This window comes from Enterobacter sp. RHBSTW-00975, from assembly GCF_013615235.1.
Classification (GTDB): domain Bacteria; phylum Pseudomonadota; class Gammaproteobacteria; order Enterobacterales; family Enterobacteriaceae; genus Enterobacter; species Enterobacter ludwigii.
On the sequence record NZ_CP055883.1, the window covers coordinates 464,638 to 485,542 of the forward strand.

General features: G+C 55.4%; 19 protein-coding genes. 14 read left to right on the top strand and 5 right to left on the bottom strand.

What is annotated here, in order from left to right:
* Positions 1-190 precede the first annotated feature (190 nt).
* Genes tamA through HV340_RS02240 form a run of 3 tightly spaced genes read left to right on the top strand, consistent with a single transcriptional unit; the run spans position 191 to position 6,044 of the window.
* Entirely contained in the window at positions 191-1,924 is a 1,734-nt protein-coding gene (tamA, locus tag HV340_RS02230) for an autotransporter assembly complex protein TamA (RefSeq protein WP_181216270.1), read from the top strand.
* Positions 1,921-5,697: an autotransporter assembly complex protein TamB gene (gene tamB, locus HV340_RS02235; RefSeq protein WP_047355604.1), complete on the top strand. Its 3,777-nt coding sequence runs from the start codon at positions 1,921-1,923 to the stop codon at positions 5,695-5,697. Before tamA ends, tamB begins: the two co-directional genes overlap by 4 nt.
* Before the next feature lie 2 nt (positions 5,698-5,699).
* Positions 5,700-6,044 (top strand): gamma-glutamylcyclotransferase, encoded by a 345-nt coding sequence (locus tag HV340_RS02240; RefSeq protein ID WP_014168360.1) that lies wholly within the window; start codon positions 5,700-5,702, stop codon positions 6,042-6,044.
* A gap of 42 nt (positions 6,045-6,086) precedes the next feature.
* Here HV340_RS02240 and HV340_RS02245 read toward each other — a convergent pair whose 3' ends face one another.
* Positions 6,087-6,380, bottom strand: a complete 294-nt coding sequence (locus HV340_RS02245) for a hypothetical protein (protein ID WP_181216271.1) — start codon at positions 6,378-6,380, stop codon at positions 6,087-6,089.
* Positions 6,381-6,881: 501 nt separating this feature from the next.
* Positions 6,882-7,412 (bottom strand): inorganic diphosphatase, encoded by a 531-nt coding sequence (ppa, locus tag HV340_RS02250; RefSeq protein WP_020882913.1) that lies wholly within the window; start codon positions 7,410-7,412, stop codon positions 6,882-6,884.
* Between the two features lie 309 nt (positions 7,413-7,721).
* On the opposite strand from ppa, the gene ytfQ reads away from it, so the two are divergent.
* From ytfQ to HV340_RS02275, 5 genes are all read left to right on the top strand, one after another.
* The gene (ytfQ, locus tag HV340_RS02255; protein WP_020882912.1) at positions 7,722-8,678 is read left to right on the top strand and encodes a galactofuranose ABC transporter substrate-binding protein YtfQ; all 957 of its coding nucleotides are present in this window, start codon (positions 7,722-7,724) and stop codon (positions 8,676-8,678) included.
* A 124-nt stretch (positions 8,679-8,802) separates the two neighbouring features.
* Positions 8,803-10,305 (top strand): galactofuranose ABC transporter, ATP-binding protein YtfR, encoded by a 1,503-nt coding sequence (ytfR, locus tag HV340_RS02260; RefSeq protein ID WP_020882911.1) that lies wholly within the window; start codon positions 8,803-8,805, stop codon positions 10,303-10,305.
* Positions 10,306-10,315: 10 nt separating this feature from the next.
* Positions 10,316-11,341: a galactofuranose ABC transporter, ATP-binding protein YtfT gene (gene ytfT, locus HV340_RS02265; protein WP_025205793.1), complete on the top strand. Its 1,026-nt coding sequence runs from the start codon at positions 10,316-10,318 to the stop codon at positions 11,339-11,341.
* Complete coding sequence (gene yjfF, locus HV340_RS02270) at positions 11,328-12,329, top strand: galactofuranose ABC transporter, permease protein YjfF (protein ID WP_020882909.1); 1,002 nt, start codon at positions 11,328-11,330, stop codon at positions 12,327-12,329. Before ytfT ends, yjfF begins: the two co-directional genes overlap by 14 nt.
* Before the next feature lie 93 nt (positions 12,330-12,422).
* A complete protein-coding gene (locus HV340_RS02275) occupies positions 12,423-13,994 on the top strand; it encodes a methyl-accepting chemotaxis protein (protein WP_025205790.1) in 1,572 nt (523 codons plus the stop codon).
* Here HV340_RS02275 and HV340_RS02280 read toward each other — a convergent pair.
* Together HV340_RS02280 and fbp are read right to left on the bottom strand one after the other, a co-directional pair.
* Complete coding sequence (locus HV340_RS02280; protein WP_025205788.1) at positions 13,966-14,322, bottom strand: LysR family transcriptional regulator; 357 nt, start codon at positions 14,320-14,322, stop codon at positions 13,966-13,968. The genes HV340_RS02275 and HV340_RS02280 overlap by 29 nt on opposite strands.
* Positions 14,323-14,470: 148 nt before the next feature.
* Positions 14,471-15,469 (bottom strand): class 1 fructose-bisphosphatase, encoded by a 999-nt coding sequence (gene fbp, locus HV340_RS02285; RefSeq protein WP_020882906.1) that lies wholly within the window; start codon positions 15,467-15,469, stop codon positions 14,471-14,473.
* A 197-nt stretch (positions 15,470-15,666) separates the two neighbouring features.
* Here fbp and mpl point away from each other — a divergent pair, with 197 nt between their 5' ends.
* Positions 15,667-17,043, top strand: a complete 1,377-nt coding sequence (gene mpl / locus HV340_RS02290) for a UDP-N-acetylmuramate:L-alanyl-gamma-D-glutamyl-meso-diaminopimelate ligase (protein ID WP_181216272.1) — start codon at positions 15,667-15,669, stop codon at positions 17,041-17,043.
* 92 nt (positions 17,044-17,135) lie between these two features.
* On the opposite strand, the gene yjgA is transcribed toward mpl, so the two are convergent.
* A complete protein-coding gene (gene yjgA, locus HV340_RS02295; RefSeq protein WP_014168373.1) occupies positions 17,136-17,687 on the bottom strand; it encodes a ribosome biogenesis factor YjgA in 552 nt (183 codons plus the stop codon).
* A 95-nt stretch (positions 17,688-17,782) separates the two neighbouring features.
* Here yjgA and pmbA point away from each other — a divergent pair, with 95 nt between their 5' ends.
* The 5 genes from pmbA (at position 17,783) to HV340_RS02320 (ending at position 20,895) form a co-directional block, all read left to right on the top strand.
* The gene (gene pmbA, locus HV340_RS02300) at positions 17,783-19,135 is read left to right on the top strand and encodes a metalloprotease PmbA (RefSeq protein WP_020882904.1); all 1,353 of its coding nucleotides are present in this window, start codon (positions 17,783-17,785) and stop codon (positions 19,133-19,135) included.
* 41 nt (positions 19,136-19,176) lie between these two features.
* On the top strand, positions 19,177-19,563 hold the full coding sequence (gene cybC / locus HV340_RS02305; RefSeq protein ID WP_014168375.1) for a cytochrome b562: 387 nt from the start codon (positions 19,177-19,179) through the stop codon (positions 19,561-19,563).
* 318 nt (positions 19,564-19,881) lie between these two features.
* Positions 19,882-20,220, top strand: coding sequence for a glycine dehydrogenase (locus tag HV340_RS02310; protein ID WP_014168376.1), 339 nt, complete (start codon positions 19,882-19,884; stop codon positions 20,218-20,220).
* Between the two features lie 10 nt (positions 20,221-20,230).
* A complete protein-coding gene (locus HV340_RS02315) occupies positions 20,231-20,593 on the top strand; it encodes an SFCGS family glycine-rich protein (RefSeq protein WP_003830384.1) in 363 nt (120 codons plus the stop codon).
* A 2-nt stretch (positions 20,594-20,595) separates the two neighbouring features.
* Positions 20,596-20,895: a DUF4312 family protein gene (locus tag HV340_RS02320; protein ID WP_006810338.1), complete on the top strand. Its 300-nt coding sequence runs from the start codon at positions 20,596-20,598 to the stop codon at positions 20,893-20,895.
* The last annotated feature ends 10 nt before the right edge of the window (positions 20,896-20,905 follow it).

Here is a 20,905-nt window from a genome sequence, read left to right on the forward strand (position 1 = left end):
GGTTGTCACGAAGCGTTTAATTGAACACAATAAATGCGCTGAATGAGTCTAGATTTAATCATAAGAAATATTTGGGTGTTACACCCGTTTTCAACCCGTGATGTGGGTTTTTGGCTAACAGGCCGTATTTTGCCGCGGAGCGGCACTTCATTTGCTTCCAGGGTGGAAAAAGGGATATTCAGGAGAAAACGTGACAAAAATCCGCCAGTTATGTTTGGTCAGTTTATTGCTGACAAGCGGGGTTGCCAGCGCGGCGAATGTCCGTTTGCAGGTTGAGGGGTTATCCGGGGCGCTGGAAAAAAACGTGCGTGCGCAGCTGTCGACCATCGAGAGCGACGAAGTGACGCCGGACCGGCGTTTTCGCGCGCGCGTGGATGATGCGATCCGCGAAGGGCTGAAAGCGCTGGGTTATTACGAACCCACCATTGATTTCGATCTCCGTCCGCCGCCAAAGAAGGGGCGACAGGTGCTTATTGCCCGCGTTTCACCGGGTGAGCCGGTGTTGATCGGCGGCACTAACGTCATTCTGCGCGGCGGCGCGCGTACGGACCGGGATTACCTGGATCTGCTCAGCACGCGGCCGAAAAACGGTACCGTGCTGAACCACGGTGACTACGACCATTTCAAAAAAGAGCTGACGAGCGTCTCCCTGCGTAAGGGTTACTTTGACAGCCAGTTCGACAAAAGCCAGCTGGGCATTGCGCTCGACAGGCACCAGGCCTTCTGGGATATCGATTATGACAGCGGCGAACGTTATCGTTTCGGCGATGTGACCTTCGAAGGCTCACAAATTCGTGAAGAGTATCTGCAAAACCTCGTGCCTTTCAAAAAAGGCGATTACTACCAGTCGCGTGATCTGGCGGAGCTGAACCGCCGCCTCTCCGCCACCGGGTGGTTTAACTCGGTGGTTGTCGCGCCGGAGTTTGATAAATCGCGCAAAACCAAGGTGTTGCCGCTGCATGGCGTTGTTTCGCCGCGCACCGAGAACACCATTGAGACCGGTGTTGGTTATTCGACCGACGTCGGTCCGCGCGTGAAAGCCACGTGGAAAAAGCCGTGGATGAACTCATACGGCCACAGCCTGACCACCAGCGCCAGTATCTCAGCGCCGGAACAGCAGCTCGATTTCAGCTACAAAATGCCGCTGCTGAAAAACCCGCTTGAACAGTATTACCTTGTTCAGGGCGGTTTTAAGCGTACCGACCTGAACGATACCGAGGCAGATTCCACCACGCTTGCGGTATCGCGATACTGGGACCTCCCCAGCGGCTGGCAGCGCGCCATTAACCTGCGCTGGAGTCTGGACCACTTTACCCAGGCCAACGTCACCAACACCACCATGCTGCTCTACCCGGGGGTGATGATCAGCCGTACCCGCTCGCGCGGCGGCCTGATGCCAACCTGGGGCGATTCCCAGCGTTATTCCATCGATTACTCCAACACCATGTGGGGCTCCGATGTGGATTTCTCGGTAATTCAGGCGCAAAACGTCTGGATCCGCACGCTGTATGACAAACACCGCTTCGTGATGCGCGGCAACCTCGGCTGGATTGAAACCGGCGACTTCGACAAAGTTCCGCCGGATCTGCGCTTCTTCGCCGGTGGCGACCGCAGTATTCGCGGTTACAAATACAAATCCATCGCGCCGAAAGATGATGACGGCAAGCTGATTGGTGCCTCCAAGCTGGCTACTGGCTCGCTGGAGTACCAGTACAACGTCAGCGGAAAATGGTGGGGCGCGATGTTTGTCGACGGCGGTGAAGCGGTAAGCGATATCCGCCGCAGCGACTTTAAAACCGGCGCGGGCGTGGGCGTACGCTGGCAGTCTCCCGTCGGGCCAATCAAGCTCGATTTCGCCGTGCCGGTGGGTGATAAAGAAGAACACGGTTTACAGTTTTACATCGGTCTGGGGCCTGAATTATGAGTTTATGGAAGAAGATAAGCCTCGGGGTGCTGATTTTTATCGTACTGCTGCTCGGTACGGTGGCGTTTCTGGTCGGAACGACGTCTGGCCTGCATCTGCTGTTTAACGCGGCTAACCGCTGGGTTCCCGGGCTGGAAATTGGCCAGGTGACAGGCGGCTGGCGCGATCTGCGTCTGAAAAACATCCGCTATGAGCAGCCTGGCGTGGCGGTAAACGCGGGGGAATTTCACCTCGCGGTGAAGCTGGGCTGCCTGCGGGACAGCAAGCTGTGCGTTAACGATCTGTCGCTGAAAGACGTGAACGTGGCGATAGATTCGAAGAAAATGCCGAAATCGGCCCCCGTTGAGGAAGAGGATAGCGGCCCGCTGAATCTCTCCACACCGTATCCGATTGCCCTCTATCGGGTAGCGCTGGATAACGTCAATGTTAAAATCGACGACACCACCGTCTCCGTCATGGATTTCACCTCCGGCCTGCGCTGGCAGGAGAAAAACCTCACCCTGACGCCAACCTCCCTTCAGGGGCTGCTGATTGCGCTGCCGAAAGTGGCGGACGTGGCGCAGGAAGAAATTGTCGAGCCGAAGATCCAGAACCCGCAGCCGGAAGAGAAACCGCTGGGCGAAACGCTGAAAGATCTCTTCTCTAAACCTGTGCTGCCGGAGATGACGGACGTTCATTTGCCGCTGAACCTGAATATCGAAGCGTTCAAAGGCGAGCAGCTGCGTCTCACTGGCGATACCGATCTGACGGTCTTCAACATGCTGCTTAAAGTCAGCAGCATCGACGGCAACATGAAGCTCGACGCGCTGGATATCGACACCAACCAGGGCTCGGTTAACGCGTCAGGGAATGCCCTGCTGCGCGACAACTGGCCGGTGGATATCACCCTGAACAGTTCGCTCAACATCGACCCGCTGAAAGGCGAAAAAGTGAAGGTCAAAGTGGGCGGGGCGCTGCGCGATAAACTGGATGTCGGCGTTAACCTCTCCGGCCCGGTGGATATGGATCTGCGCGCGCAAACGCAGCTGGCGGAAGCGGGGCTGCCGCTCAACCTTGAGGTTGTCAGTAAGCAGCTCTACTGGCCGTTCACCGGCGAAAAACAGTTCCAGGCCGATGACCTGAAGCTGAAGCTGAGCGGCAAAATGACGGATTACACCCTGTCATTCCGCACGGCGGTGAAGGGGCAAGGTGTTCCGCCTGCGACGATTACGCTGGATGCTAAAGGCAACGAGCAGCAGGTGAATCTCGACAAACTGACCGTCGCGGCGCTGGAAGGCAAAACGGAACTCACCGCGCTGCTCGACTGGCAGCAGGCGATCAGCTGGCGTGGCGAGCTGAAGCTGACGGGGATCAACACGGCCAAAGAGGTGCCGGACTGGCCATCAAAACTGGACGGCCTGATCAAAACCCGCGGCAGCCTGTATGGCGGTACGTGGCAGATGGACGTGCCGGAAATCAAGCTTACCGGTAACGTGAAGCAGAATAAGGTCAACGTTGAAGGCTCGCTGAAGGGCAACAGCTATCTGCAGTGGGTGATCCCGGGTCTGCACGTGGCGCTGGGCCGTAACACGGCGGATATCAAAGGCGAGCTGGGGGTGAAAGATCTTAATCTGGATGCCACCATTGATGCACCAAATCTGGATAACGCCCTGCCAGGGCTGGGCGGCACGGCGAAAGGGTTAGTGAAGGTGCGCGGCACGGTAGAGGCTCCGCAGCTGCTGGCCGATATCACCGCCAGCAACCTGCGCTGGCAGGCGCTGACCGTTGCGCGGGTTCGCGTCGAAGGGGATGTGAAATCCACCGATCAGATTGGCGGTAATCTGAACCTGCGCGTGGAGCGCATTTCTCAGCCCGACGTGAACATTAATCTGGTCACTCTGGATGCCAAAGGTAACGAAAAACAGCACGATCTCCAGCTTAAGGTGCAGGGCGAGCCGGTATCCGGTCAGCTTCATCTGACCGGAAGCTTTGATCGCAAACAGGCGCGCTGGAAAGGGACGCTGGACAATACCCGCTTCAACACCCCGGTAGGGCCGCTGGCGCTGTCCCGCTCTATCGCGCTGGACTACCGCAACGCCGAACAAAAGATCAGTATCGGACCGCACTGCTGGACCAACCCGAATGCGGAACTGTGCGTGCCGCAGACCATTGATGCGGGGGCGGAAGGGCGTGCGCAGATCAACCTTAATCGCTTCGACCTGGCGATGCTAAAACCGTTTATGCCGGAGACGACTCAGGCCAGCGGCGTCTTTAGCGGGAAAGCCGATGTCGCGTGGGACACAACCAAAGAGGGGCTGCCGCAGGGTAGCGTGACGCTCTCTGGTCGTAACGTGAAGGTGATACAGGAGGTGAACGACGCACCGCTGCCGGTGGCGTTTGATACCCTCAACCTGAGTGCCGATCTGCATAACAACCGCGCGGAGCTGGGGTGGCTTATCCGTCTGACCAACAACGGTCAGTTTGACGGGCAGGTGCAGATTACCGATCCGCAAGGACGCCGTAATCTCGCCGGTAACGTTAATATCCGCAACTTCAACCTGGCGATGGCCAACCCGATTTTCTCACGCGGAGAAAAAGCGGAGGGGATGCTCAGCGCGAACCTGCGCCTGGCGGGCAATGCGCAAAGCCCGCAGCTGTTTGGCCAGATGCAGCTTAACGGCGTGGATATCGACGGCAACTTTATGCCGTTTGATATGCAGCCAAGCCAGATTGCGATGAACTTCAACGGCATGAGCTCGACCCTCGCCGGGGTGGTGCGTACCCAGCAGGGGCAAATCAACCTCAGCGGCGACGCCGACTGGAGCCAGCTTGATAACTGGCGGGCCCGTGTTGCGGCCAAAGGCAGCAAGGTGCGGATCACCGTACCGCCGATGGTACGTCTGGACGTATCCCCGGATATTGTCTTTGAAGCCACCCCAAGCCTCTTCACGCTGGACGGCAACGTGGACGTACCGTGGGCACGCATCGTGGTGCACGAGGTGCCTGAGAGCGCGGTGGGCGTCTCCAGTGACGAAGTCATGCTCAATGAAAATCTCAAACCCGTTGAGCAGAAGAGCGCCGGTATTCCGATCAACAGTAACCTCACCGTTCACGTCGGCAATAACGTGCGTCTGGATGCGTTTGGGCTGAAGGCGAGACTGACGGGGGATCTGAAAGTCGCGCAGGACAAGCAGGGTCTGGGTCTGAACGGCCAGATCAATATTCCTGAAGGGCGCTTCCATGCCTATGGTCAGGATCTGATTGTGCGTAAAGGTGAGCTGCTGTTCTCCGGCCCACCGGATCAGCCACTGCTCAATATCGAAGCGATTCGTAACCCGGAAGCCACCGAAAACGACGTTATTGCGGGTGTTCGCGTTACCGGCTCTGCTGATGAGCCGAAGGCGGAGATCTTCTCCGACCCGGCAATGTCGCAACAGGAAGCCCTGTCTTACCTGCTGCGTGGGCAAGGACTGGAGAGCGGCCAGAGCGACAGTGCAGCGATGACCTCGATGTTAGTGGGTCTGGGGGTTGCACAAAGTGGGCAGGTTGTGGGTAAAATCGGCGAGACGTTCGGCGTAAGCAATCTGGCACTGGACACCCAGGGCGTGGGTGACTCCTCGCAAGTGGTGGTCAGTGGCTATGTACTGCCGGGTCTGCAGGTAAAATATGGCGTGGGGATCTTTGACTCACTGGCAACACTCACGTTACGCTATCGCCTTATGCCTAAGCTATATCTGGAAGCAGTGTCCGGCGTAGACCAGGCACTTGATCTGCTCTATCAGTTTGAGTTTTAGCAATGCGAATATTTGTCTACGGCAGTTTACGAACCAAGCAAGGCAACAGTCACTGGATGACCAATGCCCTGCTGCTGGGGAATTACAATATCGAGAACTACCAGTTGTATAGCCTGGGCCACTATCCAGGCGCGGTTCCTGGGGAAGGAACAGTACAGGGTGAAGTTTATCGTATTGATAATGCTACACTTGCCGAACTTGATGCCTTGCGCACCAGGGGCGGTGAATACGCTCGCCAGTTGATCCAGACGCCGTATGGAAGTGCGTGGATGTACGTCTACCAGCGTCCGGTCGAGGGGTTAAAGCGGATTGTAAGCGGTAACTGGTTAGACAGAGACCAGTACTGAAAAAAACAACGCCACCGTCAGGTGGCGTTGTTTTTTATGGGCTTAGCTCTCTTCTGTGCTTCGGCGTCGGGTCAAAAACAGCGGAACAAAAAGCATGATGTACGGAGCAACCAGCCATATCAGGCACAGGGCGCGTGAAAAGCCGTAGTAGTTGATGCACCGCGTATTGCTTGAAATGACAGGAATAAAAAACAGTAAAAACAGCAAAATGGCATAATCGCTACGGTAGGGGATCCATAAATAAAACAAAAACCAGGCGAGCTGGAATGTCATGATGCAGAGATACTGCCATTTGCTGTCTTTGCCGTAACAGTCAAACGCCTTTATGTAGCTCATCTTTATGCTGTGAAGAAAGAAACGTAGCATGTAAAACGCCCACAATCGCGACGGTCAGGAGTGTGCTGGCCAGCAACTCGATTAAAAAATAGCTATGGGTGATGTTAGTAGCACATGAGCTCAGGGTATGCCGTTTACTCTACCCGCTGTGCATTGCAACAAAAAGTGTAGACACACCTGTCTTCATAAAGCCCTGAAGCAGACACGAAACGGGCGTAATTGTTTTAACGCAGCGAGTAGGGCAAAAGCAGGCTATTAATAGCGTTAGATGATATCAAAGACCTATCTCGGTAAATATCAGGCCATCACTCTCATAATACCCTGCAAGCTCTTCAAACAGGTCGGCTCTGCCGGGGACAAAACCTGGGGTCACAAGCTCATATATTCTGCTGGTTCCTTGAAATGTTACCCGCTATACCGTATTTAGCGTGCCAGTGTCGCGTCAGACGCAAGGCACAAAAAAGCCCCGACTCGCGGGGCCTTATTATTCAGCGGTAAGAATTACTTCTTCGCAGCGCGTTCGAAAGAGGAGATGATTTCCGCTTTCGCTGCTTCTGCGTTTTCCCAGCCGTCAACTTTAACCCACTTGCCTTTTTCGAGGTCTTTGTAGTGCTCGAAGAAGTGAGTGATCTGCGCTTTCAGCAGTTCTGGCAGGTCGTTCACATCTTTGATGTGATCGTACTCTTTGCTCAGTTTGGTGTGCGGAACAGCAACCAGTTTCGCATCTTCACCAGATTCGTCGGTCATTTTCAGCACGCCAACAGGACGGCAGCGAATGACTGCGCCTGGCTGCAGCGGGTATGGCGTTGGGACCAGTACGTCAACCGGGTCACCGTCCAGAGACAGGGTGTGGTTGATGTAACCGTAGTTGCATGGGTAGAACATGGCGGTAGACATGAAACGGTCTACAAACAGCGCACCGCTCTCTTTGTCCACTTCGTATTTGATAGGATCTGCGTTAGCCGGGATTTCGATAACTACGTAGATGTCTTCTGGCAGTTCTTTACCCGCAGGGACGTTGAGTAAGCTCATGTCTGTGTCCTTTAAAATGGATGGTAAACAAGTGGCAGGTATTATAGCCAACTGGCGCTGAATGTCTCCGCCTGTTTTCGTCTTCTCTCCACGTTCTCCCCACTTTTCAGACCGATTCCATGACAGGAAAATCCATAAACTCAGCCGCTTTTTTAATGGTGAAATGAAAGCGATTACAAACTTGTGATTAACGTTTTATTCACTTTTCTGAAGTGTGATGTAACGCAATTCGTTACATATTTCATTGGCTATAGTCATTTCGCAGAACATCTTTTAACCAACAATAAACACCCCTACGAGGACGTTCATATGTGGAAGCGCTTACTTCTTGTCACAGCAGTTTCGGCAGCCATGTCGTCTATGGCGATGGCCGCCCCTTTAACCGTAGGTTTTTCCCAGGTCGGCTCTGAATCCGGCTGGCGAGCGGCAGAAACCAACGTTGCGAAAAGCGAGGCCCAGAAACGCGGTATCACCCTGAAAATCGCCGATGCGCAGCAAAAACAGGAAAACCAGATCAAAGCCGTGCGGTCATTTATCGCCCAGGGCGTTGATGCCATCTTTATTGCGCCGGTCGTGGCCACAGGCTGGGAGCCGGTCCTGAAGGAAGCGAAAGACGCTGAGATCCCGGTTGTTTTGCTCGATCGTTCCATTGATGTAAAAGACAAATCTCTCTATATGACCACCGTCACCGCCAACAACGTTCTCGAGGGCCAATTAATTGGTGACTGGCTGGTGAAACAGGTGGATGGCAAGCCGTGTAACGTCGTTGAGTTGCAGGGTACCGTCGGGGCGAGCGTGGCCATCGATCGTAAGAAAGGCTTCGCGGAGGCCATCGCCAAAGCGCCAAACATTAAGATTATCCGTTCTCAGTCCGGCGACTTTACCCGCAGTAAAGGTAAAGAGGTCATGGAGAGCTTTATCAAGGCTGAAAACAACGGCAAGAACATTTGCATGGTTTACGCCCACAACGATGACATGGTGATCGGGGCTATCCAGGCCATCAAAGAAGCGGGGCTGAAGCCGGGCAAAGATATCCTCACTGGCTCTATCGATGGCGTGCCGGATATCTATAAAGCGATGATGGACGGCGAAGCGAACGCCAGCGTGGAGCTGACGCCAAACATGGCTGGCCCGGCATTCGATGCGCTGGAGAAATTCAAGAAAGACGGCACCCTGCCTGAAAAAGTGACGATCACCAAATCGACGCTCTACCTGCCTGACACCGCGAAAGAAGAGTTAGAGAAGAAGAAAAATATGGGCTACTAAGGCCTTTTCCCTCGCCCCTTACCCCACTCCTCTCCCCTGAGGGGAGAGGGTGTACAAGGGCGGGTAGACTGGCATGAAAATTTCCCTCTCCCCAACCGGGAGAGGGCGAGGGTGAGGGGGAAACATGACCGACACACAACACCAGGAAATCCTCCGCACAGAGGGCTTAAGCAAGTTTTTCCCCGGTGTGAAAGCGCTGGATAACGTTGATTTTAGCCTGCGACGCGGTGAGATTATGGCGCTGCTGGGAGAGAACGGTGCGGGAAAATCGACGCTGATTAAGGCACTTACCGGCGTTTACCACGCCGATCGCGGCACAATCTGGCTAGAAGGCAATGCCATTTCGCCAAAAAACACCGCCCATGCACAACAGCTGGGGATTGGGACGGTTTACCAGGAAGTGAACCTGCTGCCGAATATGTCGGTGGCGGATAACCTGTTTATCGGCCGTGAGCCAAGACGCTTCGGCCTGCTGCGACGCAAAGAGATGGAAGCACGGGCCACCAGGCTGATGGAATCCTATGGCTTCTCCCTGGACGTTCGCGAACCGCTGAACCGTTTTTCCGTCGCGATGCAGCAAATTGTCGCGATTTGCCGGGCGATCGATCTCTCCGCGAAAGTGCTGATCCTTGATGAGCCTACCGCGAGCCTTGATACCCAGGAAGTCGAAATGCTCTTTACCCTGATGCGCCAGCTGCGCGATCAGGGGGTAAGCCTGATCTTCGTCACCCACTTCCTCGATCAGGTGTATGAGGTCAGCGATCGCATCACGGTGCTGCGCAACGGCAGCTTTGTCGGCTGCCGCGAAACCCGCGAGCTGCCGCAGATAGAACTGGTCAAAATGATGCTGGGCCGCGAGCTGGAAACCAACGCGCTTCAGCGCGCAGGCCGCACGCTGCTCAGCGATAAACCGGTCGCAGCCTTCAGCGATTTTGGCAAAAAAGGGGTGATCTCACCCTTTAATCTGGACGTGCGGCCCGGTGAAATTGTCGGGCTGGCGGGCCTGCTGGGTTCCGGGCGCACCGAAACCGCTGAGGTGATCTTCGGGATCAAACCTGCGGACAGCGGCAGCGCGCTGATCAAAGGTAAACCGCAGACCCTGCGATCGCCGCATCAGGCCTCCTGCCTGGGCGTGGGCTTCTGCCCGGAAGACAGGAAAACCGATGGCATAATTGCCGCCGCCTCGGTGCGGGAAAATATCATTCTGGCTCTGCAGGCGCAGCGCGGATGGCTACGCCCCATCCCGCGGAAAGAACAAAACGCCATTGCCGAGCGATTTATCCGTCAGCTCGGTATTCGTACGCCGAGCGCTGAACAGCCCATTGAATTTCTCTCCGGTGGCAACCAGCAGAAGGTATTGCTGTCACGCTGGCTGCTGACTAAACCCCAGTTCCTGATCCTCGATGAACCGACGCGCGGTATCGACGTCGGGGCGCATGCCGAAATTATCCGGCTTATCGAAACGCTGTGTGCAGACGGTCTGGCGCTGCTGGTTATCTCATCCGAGCTGGAAGAGCTGGTGGGGTATGCCGATCGCGTCATCATCATGCGCGATCGTAAGCAGGTGGCAGAGATCCCGCTGGATAAACTGTCCGTTCCGGCAATCATGAATGCCATCGCGGCGTAAGGAGTTAATCGTGATGCCCCGTTCGCTTCCGCAAACCGGTGCAACCAGGCGCCGCTTCACCTGGCCTACCGGCACGCCGCAAATTATCGCGTTGCTGCTGGTGTTGCTGATCGATAGCCTGGTCGCCCCGCATTTCTTTCAGATTATCGTGCAGGATGGCCGGCTGTTTGGCAGTCCGATAGACATTTTAAACCGTGCCGCCCCGGTGGCGCTTCTGGCCATTGGTATGACGCTGGTGATCGCCACCGGCGGGATTGACCTCTCCGTCGGTGCGGTGATGGCCATCGCCGGCGCCACGGCAGCGTCCATGACCGTCGCCGGGCACAGCCTGCCGGTGGTGCTGCTGGCTGCATTAGGTACTGGGGTGCTGGCCGGACTGTGGAACGGCATTCTGGTGGCGGTCCTGAAAATTCAGCCGTTTGTTGCCACTCTCATCCTGATGGTGGCCGGACGCGGTGTGGCACAGCTTATCACCTCGGGTCAGATTGTGACCTTCAACTCCCCCGGGCTGGCATGGCTTGGCAGCGGTAAACTGTTCTTCTTCCCGACGCCGATCGTTATTGCGCTGGTCACATTAGTCGTGTTCTGGCTCTTTACCCGTAAAACGGCGCTGGGCATGTTCATTGAAGCGGTCGGAATTAACATCCGTGCGGCGCGAAACGCCGGGGTTAATACACGGCTGATGGTCATGCTGACCTACGTGCTGAGCGGCATTTGCGCCGCCATTGCCGGGGTGATCGTCGCGGCGGACATCCGTGGTGCGGATGCCAACAACGCCGGGTTATGGCTGGAGCTGGATGCGATCCTGGCGGTGGTTATCGGTGGCGGATCGCTGATGGGCGGGCGGTTTAATCTGCTGCTCTCGGTGATTGGTGCGCTGATTATTCAGGGTATGAATACCGGGATCCTGCTCTCCGGTTTTCAGCCGGAACTCAACCAGGTGGTGAAAGCGGTGGTAGTGCTCTGCGTGCTGATCGTCCAGTCGCCGCGCTTTGTCAGCATCATTAAAGGGATCCGTGGCCATGATAAAACGTAATTTACCGTTAATGATCACCCTGGGCGTGTTTGTGCTGGGTTATCTCTACTGCCTGACGCAATTCCCGGGCTTTGCCTCTACCCGGGTGATTTGCAACATTCTGACAGATAACGCCTTTTTAGGCATTATCGCCGTTGGAATGACCTTTGTGATCCTCTCCGGTGGGATCGATCTCTCGGTTGGGTCGGTGATCGCTTTCACGGGCGTATTCCTCGCAAAAGCGATCGGTTTCTGGGGGATCTCACCGCTGCTGGCCTTCCCGCTGGTGCTGGTGATGGGCTGCGCGTTTGGCGCCTTTATGGGGCTTTTGATCGACGCGCTGAAAATTCCGGCTTTTATTATCACCCTTGCCGGCATGTTCTTCCTGCGCGGCGTGAGCTACCTGGTCTCGGAAGAATCGATTCCGATTAACCATCCTGTCTACGACACGCTCTCCAGCCTGGCGTGGAAAATCCCCGGTGGCGGTCGTCTGAGCGCGATGGGGTTGCTGATGCTGGGCGTGGTGGTGGTGGGGATCTTCCTTGCCCACCGTACCCGGTTTGGTAATCAGGTCTATGCCATTGGCGGCAGCGCCACCTCGGCAAACCTGATGGGGATCTCCACCCGCAGCACCACAATCCGCATCTATATGCTCTCGACCGGACTGGCGACGCTGGCGGGGATCGTCTTCTCGATTTATACCCAGGCGGGTTATGCCCTGGCAGGCGTCGGGGTGGAGCTTGATGCCATCGCCTCGGTGGTGATTGGCGGCACGTTGCTCAGCGGCGGCGTTGGCACGGTGCTGGGGACGCTGTTCGGCGTGGCGATCCAGGGACTGATCCAGACCTATATCAACTTTGACGGCACGCTCAGTTCATGGTGGACCAAGATCGCCATTGGCATTCTGTTGTTTATTTTTATCGCTCTGCAGCGCGGCCTGACGGTGCTCTGGGAGAACCGACAAAGCTCGCCTGTTACCCGTGTAAACACTTCAGTAACAGAGCCATAACACGCTGAATTTGCTTAAAGTCTAAACATTTTCCGGTAGCGGCCGATACTCTTTTTTTATGCCCAGAAATATCTCGCTACCGGAAATAATATCATGCTTAAAACGCTATCGATTCGTACCGGCTTGCTCTCTTTACTGGCCGTTATGACCCTTCTGCTGCTGATTGTCAGCGGCATTGGCATTTATGCCCTCACACAGAGTTCTTCTTCACTCCAGCGCATCAACCACCTTCAGGGTGAGCAGATGGTGCAGCTTAATTCTGGCTATACCCTGATCCTGCGCGCGCGTAATGAAGCAGGTCAGGCGGTCCGGATGATGGAAATCGGCATGCTGGATGACGCGGCCAAATCGGTGAAAAACATCAATCAGGAGATTGCCCAGGCCCGTAAAACGCTGAAAGGCGTGATCGACGGCGGGGTGGCGGATGAGCAGGGACAAAAACTGCTGGATAAGGTGGCCGCGAGCCTGGCGACCTATAACCAGCAGGGGATCGACCCGATGCTGAAAGCCCTGAACGATCAGAGCGCAGACAGCTATTACGATCTGCTGGAGAACACGCTGATCCCGGTGGCGGCGCAGTTTGATAATGATATGCAGGTCTTTCAGAAATGGAGCGAAGCGCGCGGGAAAGCGGAAGTGAAGGCCGTGCAGTCGAGCAAAAACCGGGTACTGATCCTGATCGTGGTGGCCGCGCTGCTGACGGCTGGCATTATTGTGCTGGCGTGGCTGGTACTGCGTCACATGCTGCTCAAACCGCTTTCGGCCTCCATTGCTCAGCTGGAGAACGTGGCGGCGGGCGATTTAACCCATACGTTGAATGACCCGGCGAGCCAGGAGTTTAACCGCCTGAACGCGGCCATTGAGGGGATGCGGCAGTCTCTGATGAACTCGGTTTTACGGGTACGTGATGCCAGCTCGCAAATTGATACCGGCAGCCGCGAGCTGACGGCGGGGAACATGGATCTTGCCCAGCGCACGGAATCCACCGCGACATCGCTTGAGCAGACGGCCGCCAGCATGGAAGAGATCACCGCCACGGTGAAACTCAATGCAGACAACGCCGAGCAGGCGCACCAGCTGGCGAAATCCGTGTCTGACACCGCCGATCACGGCAGCGAAATGGTCTGCTACGTCATTGAAAAAATGCGTGATATCGCCGGCAGTTCGGCACGCATCGCCGATATTCTGAGCGTCATTGACGGCATTGCCTTCCAGACCAATATTCTGGCGCTGAACGCCTCGGTGGAAGCGGCGCGCGCGGGTGAGCAGGGGCGCGGGTTTGCCGTTGTCGCCGGTGAAGTGCGAAACCTCGCCAGCCGCAGCGCTGACGCAGCAAAAGAGATCCGTTCGCTTATCAGTGATTCTCAGACCCATGTAAACGAAGGCAGCGAGCTGGCGCAGCAGGCTGGCGAAACGATGGATGAGATCGCAACAGAAGTACTGCGCATGACCAAACTGATGCGCGAGATTGCGACCGCGTCCCAGGAGCAGAGTCGCGGCATTGAGCAGGTGAATATTGCCGTGAATCAGATGGACGAAACCGCGCAGCAGAATGCGGCGCTGGTCCAGCAATCTTCTGCCGCGACGCGCTCGCTGGAAGAGCAATCGCGTCAGCTGATGGACGCCATGGCATCATTTAAACTGACGGCTCAGACAGCGGCATAATATTTTCCCGCCCCGGCGCATTCTGTGTCGGGGTTTTATGTGTCGCTGAATTTAATGCGCCAATATTATCGTGAATGTCGCCCATTAATATTTCCAGAGACTGGGTTAATGCTAATGCATTTTCAGTCGGCTCAAGATATAACCCTTTGCGGAAAAATAGCGGCTCGTCAAACAGCTGATTAAAGCGTTTTAATGCCAGACTCACCGCGGGGCGCGACATCTCCAGACGTACAGAGGCTTTTGCCATACTGCCGCAGCGGACCACTTCAATAAAAACAGGGATAAGATTTAAATCAATGCCGGTATTAGCACGGGAATAATTTTTCATGACGATTAGGCTCCAGGAAATATTTGTCAAACTGTTATGGAAATAATGCAGGAGCAAAACCGAATATTAAAGCGTGTTTTTTATAAACACTTATACGGTAAAATATATAAATGAAGCGGGGAGCCTGAAGGGCTCCCCGTGTTATGGGTTATGCGTCCGGATACTCACGGATAAAACGTTCAACGTCATCAACCATATGGGTGTTGCCGACAAAGAACGAACGACGCTGGTGCAGGCTTTCCGGCACGATGTCCAGAATACGCTCTTTACCGTCGCTCGCCTTGCCGCCAGCCTGTTCGGCCAGGAACGCCATTGGGTTGCATTCATACAGCAGACGCAGCTTGCCGTCAGGGTGGCTTGCCGTGCTTGGGTAGAGGTAGATACCGCCTTTCAGCAGGTTGCGGTGGAAGTCAGCAACCAGCGAGCCGATATAGCGGGACGTGTACGGGCGCTGAGTGGCTTTATCTTCTTCCTGGCAGAACTTGATGTATTTCTTCACGCCGTTCGGGAATCGGATGTAGTTGCCTTCGTTGATGGAGTAGGTGTTGCCCTTCTCCGGGAAGCGCATACGTTCCTGGCTCAGGCAGAAAACGCCCAGCGAGGGATCGTAAGTAAAGGCGTGAACGCCGCAGCCCGTGGTGTACACCAGCATGGTGGAGGAGCCATAAACGACGTAACCGGCCGCCACCTGGTTACTGCCCGGCTGCAGGAAATCTTCCTCTGTCACCGGCGTGCCAACAGGCGTGACGCGGCGGTAGATGGAGAAAATGGTACCGACAGAAACGTTAACGTCGATGTTAGAGGAACCGTCCAGCGGATCCATCAGCACAACGTATTTAGCGTGTTCACACCCTTCGAAAACGACAATTTCATCTTCTTCTTCGGAGGCGATACCCGCCACGATGTCGCGCGCGCGCAGTGCAGCTTTCAGTTTTTCATTTGCGAACAGATCGAGTTTCTGTTGAACCTCGCCCTGAACGTTCTCGGCACCGCTGGCACCCAGGATATCGACCAGACCGGCCTTGTTGATATCACGGTGGATGATCTTAGCGCCCAGCTTTATTGCCGACAGCAAAGCAGTGAGTTCACCCGTAGCATGAGAAAACTCGTGCTGCTTTTCGACAATAAATTCACCTAACGTTTTCATAACACTTTCCCTGCATCTTTGTGAGTAGAGCGATTGTATGTTCACTAAAACGACTAAAGCCCAACAATCTTAACAAACATTCAAATATTAGCGCAGAGGTGAATCGCGCCAGCAATATACGGATTTACCTGAAATGCGTTTCGCTGTCGCTGACATGTGAGTAAAATGTGCGCCACATTGAAGAAGGATAGTGACGTATGCGCATTCATATATTGGGGATTTGTGGCACTTTCATGGGTGGACTGGCAATGCTGGCGCGCTCTCCGGGCCATGAAGTGACAGGTTCGGACGCCAATGTGTATCCGCCGATGAGCACGCTTCTGGAGAAACAGGGCATCTCTCTGATTCAGGGATACGATGCCAGCCAGCTGGATCCTGAGCCGGATCTGGTGATCATTGGCAACGCCATGACCCGCGGTAATCCGTGCGTTGAGGCGGTTCTGGAACGCAACATTCCGTTCATGTCTGGCCCGCAGTGGCTGCATGATTTCGTGCTGCGCGACCGTTGGGTCGTTGCCGTAGCCGGAACGCATGGCAAAACCACGACCGCCGGAATGGCGACCTGGATCCTCGAAGCCTGTGGTTATAAGCCAGGTTTTGTAATCGGGGGTGTACCGGGTAATTTCGATGTTTCTGCGCGTCTGGGTGACAGCCCGTTCTTCGTGATCGAAGCCGACGAGTATGACTGCGCGTTCTTCGACAAGCGCTCCAAGTTCGTGCACTACTGCCCGCGGACGCTGATCCTCAACAACCTTGAGTTCGATCACGCCGATATTTTTGACGACCTGAAAGCGATTCAGAAACAGTTCCACCATCTGGTGCGCATCGTTCCGGGTCAGGGCCGCATCATCCTGCCGGAAAACGACATCAACCTGAAGCAAACCCTGGCGATGGGATGCTGGAGCGAGCAGGAGCTGGTGGGCGAGCAGGGACACTGGCAGGCGAAAAAACTTAACGCGGATGCCTCCGAGTGGGAAGTGCTGCTCGACGGTGAGAAAGTGGGTGAGGTGAAGTGGGGCCTGGTGGGCGAGCACAACATGCACAACGGCCTGATGGCGATTGCCGCGGCACGTCATGTGGGCGTTCAGCCTGCGGATGCGGCGGATGCGTTAGGCTCGTTCATTAACGCCCGTCGTCGTCTGGAGCTGCGCGGTGAAGCCCACGGCGTCACGGTGTATGACGATTTTGCGCATCACCCGACCGCCATTCTGGCGACGCTTGCAGCTTTACGCGGCAAAGTCGGCGGGACCGCCCGCATTCTGGCCGTGCTGGAACCGCGTTCGAACACCATGAAAATGGGCATCTGCAAAGACGATCTTGCGCCATCCTTAGGGCGTGCCGATGAAGTCTTCCTGCTGCAGCCGCAGCATATTCCGTGGCAGGTGGCCGAAGTGGCCGATGCCTGCATTCAGCCTGCGCACTGGAGTGCGGATGTGGATGCGCTGGCGGATATGGTGGTGAAAGCCGCACAGCCTGGCGATCACATTCTGGTGATGAGCAACGGCGGTTTTGGTGGGATCCATCAGAAGCTGCTGGACGGTCTGGCGAAGAAAGCGCAGGCGGTCGTAGAGTAAAAAAAAGCCCGGTAGCGCTCACGCTTACCGGGCTTTTTCTCCCTCGCCCACAGGGAGAGGGGCGGGGTTGAGGACACTCAACGATGCTGTGCTTACTCTTCGTTTTCAGACAGCTCACGCAGATACTGGAAAATCAGGCGTGCAGACTTCGGCGGCTTGTTCGCCTCTTTCTCTTTCTGGGCATTGCGGATCAACGAACGCAGCTGCTGGCGATCGGCATCCGGCCACAGGTTCAGTACTTCCGGTACCGCATCATCACCTTGTTCAATCAGACGATCGCGGATCTGCTCAAGCTTATGGAACAGCGCAACCTGCTGGTTGTGGCGGTTTTTCAGTTTGTCCAGCGCCTGGCGGATCGGTTCAACGTCACGCTGACGCAGCATTTTACCGATAAGCTGAAGCTGACGGCGACGGCCTTCTTTCTTGATTTTCTGTGCCAGTTCAATGGCATCGCGCAGATCCTGGTCGAGCGGGAGTTTATCCAGCGCGTTTTTACCCAGTTCTACCATTTCCGCGCCAAGCTGTTTTAACTCTTCGGCGTCACGTTTAATTTCACTTTTACTGACCCAGATGATCTCATCATCTTCGTCTTCGATGTCATCACCGGGAACGTCGTCGAGCCAGTCTTCGGGCTGCTTAGTCATGTCAGGCTCCTTAAAAAAAGAGGCTAATGTTACCAGTTAAGACGCGCACTGAAAAACGGTTCTCTGTTAGACTTCAATTAACTCTCTCTTACAGTATGGCATTTGCGATGAAAGTAACCTCACAAGTTGAAGCGCAGCGTAAGATTCTGGAAGAAGCTGTCTCCACCGCGCTGACGCTCGCTTCAGGTAAATCAGATGGCGCCGAAGTGGCGGTAAGCAAAACCACCGGCATCAGCGTCAGCACCCGCTACGGCGAAGTGGAAAATGTAGAATTCAACAGCGATGGCGCCCTGGGGATCACGGTTTATCACCAGAATCGCAAAGGCAGCGCGTCATCGACCGATCTCAGCCCGGATGCCATTGCCCGTACGGTGCAGGCTGCGCTGGATATTGCGCGTTACACCTCGCCCGATCCTTACGCCGGCGTTGCCGACAAAGAGCTGCTGGCATTCGATGCCCCGGATCTCGATCTTTTCCACCCGGCGGAAGTGACGCCGGACGAAGCGATCGAACTGGCTGCCCGTGCCGAGCAGGCGTCTCTGAAGGCCGATAAACGCATCACCAATACCGAAGGCGGAAGTTTTAACAGCCACTACGGTATCAAAGTGTTTGGTAACAGCCACGGGATGCTGCAGGGCTACTGCTCAACGCGCCATTCGCTCTCCAGCTGCGTTATCGCTGAAGAGAACGGGGATATGGAGCGTGATTACGCCTACACCATCGGTCGCGCGCTGGGCGATTTGCAGTCACCTGAGTGGGTTGGCGCAGAATGCGCGCAGCGCACACTGTCCCGTCTGTCGCCACGTAAACTCTCCACCATGAAAGCCCCGGTCATTTTTGCCAATGAAGTGGCGACCGGCCTGTTTGGCCACCTGGTGGGGGCGATTGCCGGGGGCTCCGTTTACCGTAAATCGACGTTCCTGCTCGACTCGCTGGGCAAGCAGATCCTGCCGGAATGGCTGACCATTGAAGAGCATCCGCACCTGCTGAAAGGGCTGGCCTCGACGCCGTTCGACAGTGAAGGTGTGCGCACCGAGCGCCGCGATATCATCAAAGACGGCATTCTGACGCAGTGGCTGCTGACCAACTACTCCGCGCGCAAGCTGGGGCTGAAAAGCACCGGTCACGCGGGCGGCATTCACAACTGGCGAATCGCGGGTCAGGGCCTGAGCTTTGAGCAGATGCTTAAAGAGATGGGTACCGGTCTGGTCGTCACCGAGTTAATGGGCCAGGGCGTAAGCGGCATTACCGGCGATTATTCGCGCGGCGCGGCGGGCTTCTGGGTTGAGAACGGTGAAATTCAGTATCCGGTTAGCGAAATTACCATCGCCGGCAACCTGAAAGACATGTGGCGCAATATTGTTACTGTCGGTAACGATATTGAAACACGTAGCAATATACAGTGTGGTTCAGTCCTCTTACCGGAGATGAAAATCGCCGGGCAGTAATACCCGTAAAGGCGTTTTAATAATAAAAAAGGAAGTGAGCAATGCGTAAACACCTGTTAGCGATCGTCGCAGCGTCAACGCTGGTTCTTGGTTCTTCTGCGTTTGCTGCCGATCTTGAAGACGACATGGGCATCCTCAGTGAAAACCTGAAGGTGGTGCAGAAAACGGACAATGCGGCGGAAATGAAAGGCGCATTGACCAAAATGCGTGAAGCGGCACTGGACGCGCAGAAATCCACGCCGCCAAAGCTGGAAAATAAAGCGGCAGACAGCGCTGAGATGAAAGACTACCGCCACGGCTTTGACGTGCTGGTCGGTCAGATTGACGGTGCACTGAAGCTTGCCAACGAAGGCAAAGTGAAGGAAGCCCAGGCGGCAGCTGACCAGTTTGTGACTACGCGTAATACCTATCACAAAAAGTATCGTTAATTCTCGGTACGCGCTTTCCCCGTGCGGGGGCGGTTAATCGCCCCCGCATGTTTGCTTTCCGGGCATAAGAAAACCTTATCCACCTCACATATTTGCACGTCTGCCCATAATCTTTTTCGCTCCCACGCCCCCTTAATTGCCGTCAGATAGCGTGATATTCATCACGTAAATACAGTGATTTATCTATATTCAGCATATTTATGTGGCACAGATCACTGCCGGTGCTCGCCTTTCCACTTCGAAGTGGAAAACAACTCGCTACAAACAATTCCCCCCCAACGTTAGTTTTATTCCAGAGCCATTAACGGGGTAAGACGAGTGATTAACGGAGCGGTAATGAACGACGTTGGAGATCAGGCGGTGCAAACAGAGCAGCTCGCTAACACTATGCTGGCGCAGGTGTATGCCCTGCTGGCCCGGCACAACATCATCCCCAACGCAGTACAGGAACAGATGCTCACCTCCCACGTTCGCGCGATGGCGCACCGGTCCGTGACCGGCGAGCCGCTGCCGGAGGTTGAAGCCGAGCTGTTCGACGAAATTTCTCCCGATTCAATGCGGCTTGCCCGTGAAGTGGTCGCGCAGTTTGGCAACCTTCCTGATGAAGAGGCCTGGCTGCTCTCCGTTCACTTCGAAGTCGCGAAAGACAACCTTTAAGGAGCAACACATGGAACAGATTACAGTCGTGATTGGCGATCGCCTGGGTAAAGGTCAGAAAGTGGCGGCAGGCGTTGAAAAAGCCGGTGGACGCGCGGTTGTCGTGCCGGGTGTGGCGGCAGACATGAAGCTCGGTGACGTGATGAAAGCGGAAAATGCCACCTTCGGCATCTCTTTCTGCGGCAGCGGCGGCGCGGGTGCCATCACCGCACAAACCAAATATGGCTACAAAGCCAAATACGGCATGCGTTCAGTGGATGAAGGCGTCACCGCCATCAATGAAGGCTGCAATGTGCTGGGCTTTGGCTTTATGGATAAAGAAGAGCTGGGCGAGCGTCTGGTTCAGGCGTGGCAGAAGAAACACGGCGCATAAGCATGAAAGAACAGTTCACAACCACGGTGAGAGTGAAGGGCAAAGGCGACGCTAAAGCGCGCGCCTTTGCTGATGCGCTCAACCACGTTCAGGCCGCGGTGATGAAAGCCTCACCGCATATCTTACTGCGTATTGAGCCACAGGATGTGCAGGTCGTTCAGGCGCAAGAAGCGGTGCGTAAAGAAGCTTTTCTGTTCTTCTTTTTGCGCCGGGAAAGACGCACCTACAGCGTGGAGCTGGATGTGACCGTCAACGTGACTGCCATCAATCTCGACCAGGTGGATTTCGTCACGCAACGCTGATTATTCATAA

Bases quoted from the DNA above. Each gene is read 5' to 3' on its own strand.
- tamB (WP_047355604.1), top strand. From the start codon at position 1,921: ATGAGTTTATGGAAGAAGATAAGCCTCGGGGTGCTGATTTTTATCGTA.
- HV340_RS02240 (WP_014168360.1), top strand. From the start codon at position 5,700: ATGCGAATATTTGTCTACGGCAGTTTACGAACCAAGCAAGGCAACAGT.
- HV340_RS02245 (WP_181216271.1), bottom strand. From the start codon at position 6,380: ATGAGCTACATAAAGGCGTTTGACTGTTACGGCAAAGACAGCAAATGG.
- ppa (WP_020882913.1), bottom strand. From the start codon at position 7,412: ATGAGCTTACTCAACGTCCCTGCGGGTAAAGAACTGCCAGAAGACATC.
- ytfQ (WP_020882912.1), top strand. From the start codon at position 7,722: ATGTGGAAGCGCTTACTTCTTGTCACAGCAGTTTCGGCAGCCATGTCG.
- ytfR (WP_020882911.1), top strand. From the start codon at position 8,803: ATGACCGACACACAACACCAGGAAATCCTCCGCACAGAGGGCTTAAGC.
- yjfF (WP_020882909.1), top strand. From the start codon at position 11,328: ATGATAAAACGTAATTTACCGTTAATGATCACCCTGGGCGTGTTTGTG.
- HV340_RS02275 (WP_025205790.1), top strand. From the start codon at position 12,423: ATGCTTAAAACGCTATCGATTCGTACCGGCTTGCTCTCTTTACTGGCC.
- HV340_RS02280 (WP_025205788.1), bottom strand. From the start codon at position 14,322: ATGAAAAATTATTCCCGTGCTAATACCGGCATTGATTTAAATCTTATC.
- fbp (WP_020882906.1), bottom strand. From the start codon at position 15,469: ATGAAAACGTTAGGTGAATTTATTGTCGAAAAGCAGCACGAGTTTTCT.
- mpl (WP_181216272.1), top strand. From the start codon at position 15,667: ATGCGCATTCATATATTGGGGATTTGTGGCACTTTCATGGGTGGACTG.
- yjgA (WP_014168373.1), bottom strand. From the start codon at position 17,687: ATGACTAAGCAGCCCGAAGACTGGCTCGACGACGTTCCCGGTGATGAC.
- pmbA (WP_020882904.1), top strand. From the start codon at position 17,783: ATGGCATTTGCGATGAAAGTAACCTCACAAGTTGAAGCGCAGCGTAAG.
- cybC (WP_014168375.1), top strand. From the start codon at position 19,177: ATGCGTAAACACCTGTTAGCGATCGTCGCAGCGTCAACGCTGGTTCTT.
- HV340_RS02315 (WP_003830384.1), top strand. From the start codon at position 20,231: ATGGAACAGATTACAGTCGTGATTGGCGATCGCCTGGGTAAAGGTCAG.
- HV340_RS02320 (WP_006810338.1), top strand. From the start codon at position 20,596: ATGAAAGAACAGTTCACAACCACGGTGAGAGTGAAGGGCAAAGGCGAC.